A 4811-nucleotide genomic window follows, 5' to 3' on the forward strand; every position below is an offset into this window, starting at 1 on the left:
TGGCGCCGAGCGGGGGCGGCCGGTGAGCGGCAGCACGCCGAGGGCGGTCGCGCCGACGGCGGCGGCGACGACCGCCGGGCCGGGAGCGGCGCCGCCGGCGGCGGCGTGGCCGATGAGCGCCGTGCCGACGCAGACGGTCGCGAACAGGGCCGCCCTGGCGGCGCGGAACGGGGACCGGGTGCACGACATCGCAGGAGCCATCATCCCAGTCCGTCCGGCCTCCCCCGCGCCGGGGTCGGCGCCGGAGGAGATCCCCCGCGACGGCCGGGAGCGGGCCCCGCCCCGGTGGACCGGTGCCACCCGGCGCGGCGGACCGGGGCCGCCCGGGGCGGCGGCCCCGGCCGATGCCGCCGATCGGTCGAGCGCGGCTGGGGGGCCGATGCCCCGGCCGGACCCGGCGCTCGGTGACCGACGGGACGCGCCCTAGTGGGCGGCGCCGAGTTCGAGGGCGAGGACGCCGCCGATCACCAGGGCGATGCCGCCGACCTGCACCCAGGTGAGGCCGTCGCCGAGGAACAGGGCGCCGATCAGGGCCACCAGCGAGACGCCCAGCGCGGCCCACACCCCGTAGGCCACCCCGATGCTCATGCCCGCCTTGAGGACCTGCGCGAGCAGGTAGAACGCCGTCCCGTAGCCGACCACGGTGATCGCCGACGGCAGGAGGCGGGTGAAGCCGTCGGAGTAGCGCAGCGAGATCGTGCCGGCGACCTCGGCGACGACGGCACCGATGAGCAGCAGCCACGGCATGGTGAGGGGCCCTTCCGGCAACGGGGATGTCCGACCGCCGGACGGACCGCCCGGCGCTCCGCGCACCCTACCCTCCCCCGTCGGACGCCGGACTCGAGTCCCGGTCGCGGCCGCGCGGACGATGCCGGCCGGGTGCGGGCGCCGGGGTGGCACGGGTGTGACGGCGGGCTCACCGGTGGGTGGGCTGCCGGGGCGGGGGGTGAGCGGCTACCGTGATCTCCGTGGCGACTCGGGACGGTACGACGTGGACGGCAGGGGCTCTGGCCCGGCGCGGGTTCGGCGACGGGGCGCGGGCGGCGCGGCTGCTCGACGGCGCCGGCATCGGCCCCGGCACGCACGGCGACCTCATCGGCGACCTGAGCACCGCCGCCGACCCCGACCAGGCGCTGCTGGGCCTGGTGCGGCTGCTGGAGTGCTGCGGCGACGCCGACGACCTCCTCGGGGCGCTCGCCGAGGACCCCGACCTGCGCCACCGCCTCACCCGCGTCCTGGGCGCCAGCGTCGCGCTCACCGACCACCTGGTGCGCCACCCCGGTGACTGGCGCGAGCTGCGCGGCGCCGACGCCGCCCGCTCCCCCGGCGCCGAGGAGCTGCGGGCGGGCCTGCTGCACATCGTGGGCGCCGACCCCAACTCCCCCGCCCCGGTGGCCGCCACCGAGGTCGACGACGACCAGGGTCCGGCGCACGCGCTCCGCGTCGCCTACCACCGGCGGGTGCTGCGGCTGGCCGGGCGCGACCTGACCGGCGGCGCCGACCTGGAGACCGTGTCGGCCGAACTCGCCGACCTCGCCGCGGCCACCCTGGACGCCGCCCTGGCGATCGCCCGCGCCGACGCGCCCGAGGAGGCGGCGCTGTGCCGGCTCGCGGTGATCGGCATGGGCAAGTGCGGCGGCCGGGAGCTGAACTACGTCAGCGACGTCGACGTGGTGTTCGTCGCCGAGCCCGCCGACGGGGTCGAGGACGAGCAGGCGGCGATGCGCGCGGCCGCCCGGCTCGCCGCCGAGACCATGCGCATCCCCGGCGAGACCGACAGCGAGGGCACGCTGTGGCAGGTCGACGCCGCGCTGCGCCCCGAGGGCCGCAACGGCCCGCTGGTGCGCAACCTGGCCGGGCACATCGCCTACTACGAGCGGTGGGCCAAGACCTGGGAGTTCCAGGCGCTGCTCAAGGCCCGCCCGATCGCGGGCGACGCGGAGCTGGGCGCCGCCTACAGCGAGGCGATCGACCCCTTGGTGTGGCGGGCGGCCGGCCGGCCGAACTTCGTCGACGACGTCCAGGCGATGCGCCGCCGGGTGATCGCGCACATCCCCCCGGCCGAGAAGGACCGCGAGCTCAAGCTCGGCCGCGGCGGCCTGCGCGACATCGAGTTCTCGGTGCAGCTCCTGCAGCTGGTGCACGGCCGCACCGACCCCGCCCTGCGTTCGGGCAACACGCTGCAGGCCCTGGAGGCGCTGTCGGCGGGCGGGTACGTGGGGCGCGACGACGCGGCCGGGCTCGCCGCGGCCTACCGGTTCCTGCGCCGGGTGGAGCACCTGCTCCAGCTCCACCGGCTGCGCCGCACCCACCTGCTGCCCGACCCCGACGCCGCCGACGGCCCCGACCAGTTGCGCCGCCTGGGCCGGGCGCTGGGGTCGACGGCCAACCCGGTGACCGATCTGATGGCCGACTGGCGGCGGGTGGCGGGCGAGGTCCGGCGGCTGCACCAGAAGCTGTTCTACCGCCCGCTGCTGCACGCCGTCGCCCGGCTGCCCTCCGCCGAGGCCCGGCTGACCCTGGAGCAGGCGGGCGACCGGCTGGAGGCGCTGGGCTTCGTCGACCCGGCGGGCGCCCTGCGCCACCTGGAGGCGCTGACCTCCGGGGTGAGCCGGCGGGCGTCGATCCAGCGCACCCTGCTGCCCGTCATGCTGGAGTGGTTCTCCGACGCGCCCGGCCCCGACGCCGGCCTGCTGGGGTTCCGCCAGGTCAGCGAGGCGCTGGGGTCGTCCCCGTGGTACCTGCGGCTGCTCCGCGACGACGTGCGGGTGGCCGAGCGCATGGCGTGGCTGCTGGGCACCAGCCGCTACGCCACCGAGCTGCTGCTGCGCGCCCCCGAGGCGGTGGCGATCCTCGCCGACGACGCCGACCTGGTGCGCCGCCCCGCCGAGGTGCTGGCCGGCGAGGCGTCCTCGGCCCTGCGCCGCAACGACTCCGCGGAGAACGCGGTGGCGGCGGTGCGCGCCCTGCGCCGCCGCGAGCTGCTGCGCACGGCGGCCGCCGACCTGCTGGAGGTGAGCGGCATCGACGCGGTGGGTGGCGCGCTCACCACCATCTCCGCGGTGACCATCGACGCCGCGCTGCGGGCCGCGGTCGCCGGGGTGGCCGAGCGGAACGGCACCGCCCCGTGCACGCGGATCGCGGTGATCGCGATGGGCCGGTTCGGCGGGGGCGAGCTGACCTACGCCAGCGACGCCGACGTCATGTTCGTGCACGACCCGCTGCCGGGCGCCGACACCGCGCGGGCCACGGCCGAGGCCGACGCGGTCATCCGCGAGCTGCGGCGGCTGCTGGAGATCCCGGCCGCCGAGCCCCCGCTGCACCTCGACGCCGATCTGCGCCCCGAGGGCCGCAACGGCCCGATGGTGCGCACGTTCGACTCCTACGCCGCCTACTACCGGCGCTGGTCGGCCACGTGGGAGAGCCAGGCGCTGCTGCGGGCCGCGCCGGTGGCCGGCGACGCCGACCTGGGGCTGCGGTTCGTCGAGCTGATCGACCCGCTGCGCTACCCGAGGGGCGGCGTCGACGACAACGCCGTGCGGGAGATCCGCCGGCTGAAGGCGCGTATGGAGGCCGAGCGGCTGCCGCGCGGCGCCGACCCGGCCCTGCACACGAAGCTGGGGCGGGGCGGGCTGTCCGACGTGGAGTGGGTGGCCCAGCTGCTCCAGCTCCGGCACGCGCACGACCTCCCCGAACTGCGCACCACCGGCACGCTGGTGGCGCTGGACGCCGCGGTCGCCCACGACCTCCTCGACAGCGAGGACGCGGCGGCGCTGGAGCTGGCGTGGCGGCTGGCGGCCCGGGTGCGGGGCGCGATCATGCTGGTGCGCGGGCGCGCGGGCGACTCCATCCCCACCGACCTGCGCGACCAGTCGGCGATCGCGGGCGCCCTGGGCTACCGCAGCGAGGAGGACGGCGAGGGCGCGGCGGGCCAGCTGATCCAGGACTACCGCCAGGTCACCCGGCGCGCCCGCGCCGTGATGGAGCGCGTGTTCTACGACGACTGACCCCCCTCCGCCCGGCCCCGCCGCCGCAGCGCGCCGACGGCCCCGGGGGGCGCCCGCACGGGCCGCGAGCCGCCCGAACGGTGCGGCGCGCCCGAGACCGCCGAGGACGGGCGTGGGGAACCGCGCCGTCATGGGCACGGCCTCGACCGCGGGGCCGGGGTTCAGCGCCTCCGGGGGTTCAGGCGGGACCGGACGCCCTCGCTGACCACCCGGACGGCGGCCGGGGGCGTCGGCGCGGCCGGCCAGAGCTGGAGGAGGTAGGCGTCGATCGGGTCCTCGCCGTCGCCGAGGGTGTCGGCCGCCGCCGCGGCGTCGAACCCCCGGGCGTGGTAGCGGAGCCGGTACCAGCCCGGCCCGGCGGGCAGCGGCGGCAGCGGGATCGCGCCGCCGCCCCACTGCTCGATGACCGGGGCGCCGACCGGCAGTTCGACGCTGAGCTCGACCACGTCCTCGTAGCCGCCGAGGTCGGGGCCGGGGTCGGTGGCGCGGACGCGGACGGAGAAGTCGACCTCGCCGGTGTGCAGGCCGGTGACCAGGAACGCGAAGCCCGTCCCCGGCGGGTCGGCGGGCCGCCGGGTCAGCACCAGGCCGGCGGAGAGGTCGGGCGAGGGGGCGGGCGTCAGGATGTCCGCCCCCTCGCCGTCCAGCAGGTACGCCTGGCCGTAGTGGACCCAGAGGCGGAAGTCGGCGGCGCCGGGGTCGGGGGCGTCGGGACCGGGGAGGCCGGGGCCGGGGGTGTCGGGGCCGGGAGGGGTCATGGTGCCGGACCCTAGCGGAGGAGGCCGGCGGGCGGCCGCTCCGGGC

At 78.0% G+C, this 4811-nt stretch carries 3 protein-coding genes and 1 pseudogene; 1 reads left to right on the plus strand and 3 read right to left on the minus strand.

The window, feature by feature from the left end:
• Positions 1–189: pseudogene (locus NT8_RS27175) on the minus strand (hypothetical protein); the annotation flags it as partial.
• A 234-nt stretch (positions 190–423) separates the two neighbouring features.
• The gene (locus tag NT8_RS27180; protein ID WP_067975712.1) at positions 424–747 is read right to left on the minus strand and encodes a DMT family transporter; all 324 of its coding nucleotides are present in this window, start codon (positions 745–747) and stop codon (positions 424–426) included.
• Between the two features lie 221 nt (positions 748–968).
• Between NT8_RS27180 and NT8_RS27185 the strand changes: the two genes are divergently transcribed.
• Positions 969–4007, plus strand: coding sequence for a bifunctional [glutamine synthetase] adenylyltransferase/[glutamine synthetase]-adenylyl-L-tyrosine phosphorylase (locus NT8_RS27185; protein WP_067975717.1), 3039 nt, complete (start codon positions 969–971; stop codon positions 4005–4007).
• Between the two features lie 161 nt (positions 4008–4168).
• On the opposite strand, the gene NT8_RS27190 is transcribed toward NT8_RS27185, so the two are convergent.
• The gene (locus tag NT8_RS27190) at positions 4169–4765 is read right to left on the minus strand and encodes a hypothetical protein (protein ID WP_067975714.1); all 597 of its coding nucleotides are present in this window, start codon (positions 4763–4765) and stop codon (positions 4169–4171) included.
• Positions 4766–4811: the final 46 nt, after the last annotated feature.

The organism is Nocardiopsis trehalosi NBRC 14201, from assembly GCF_001552555.1.
Taxonomy (GTDB): Bacteria; Actinomycetota; Actinomycetes; order Streptosporangiales; family Streptosporangiaceae; genus Nocardiopsis_B; species Nocardiopsis_B trehalosi.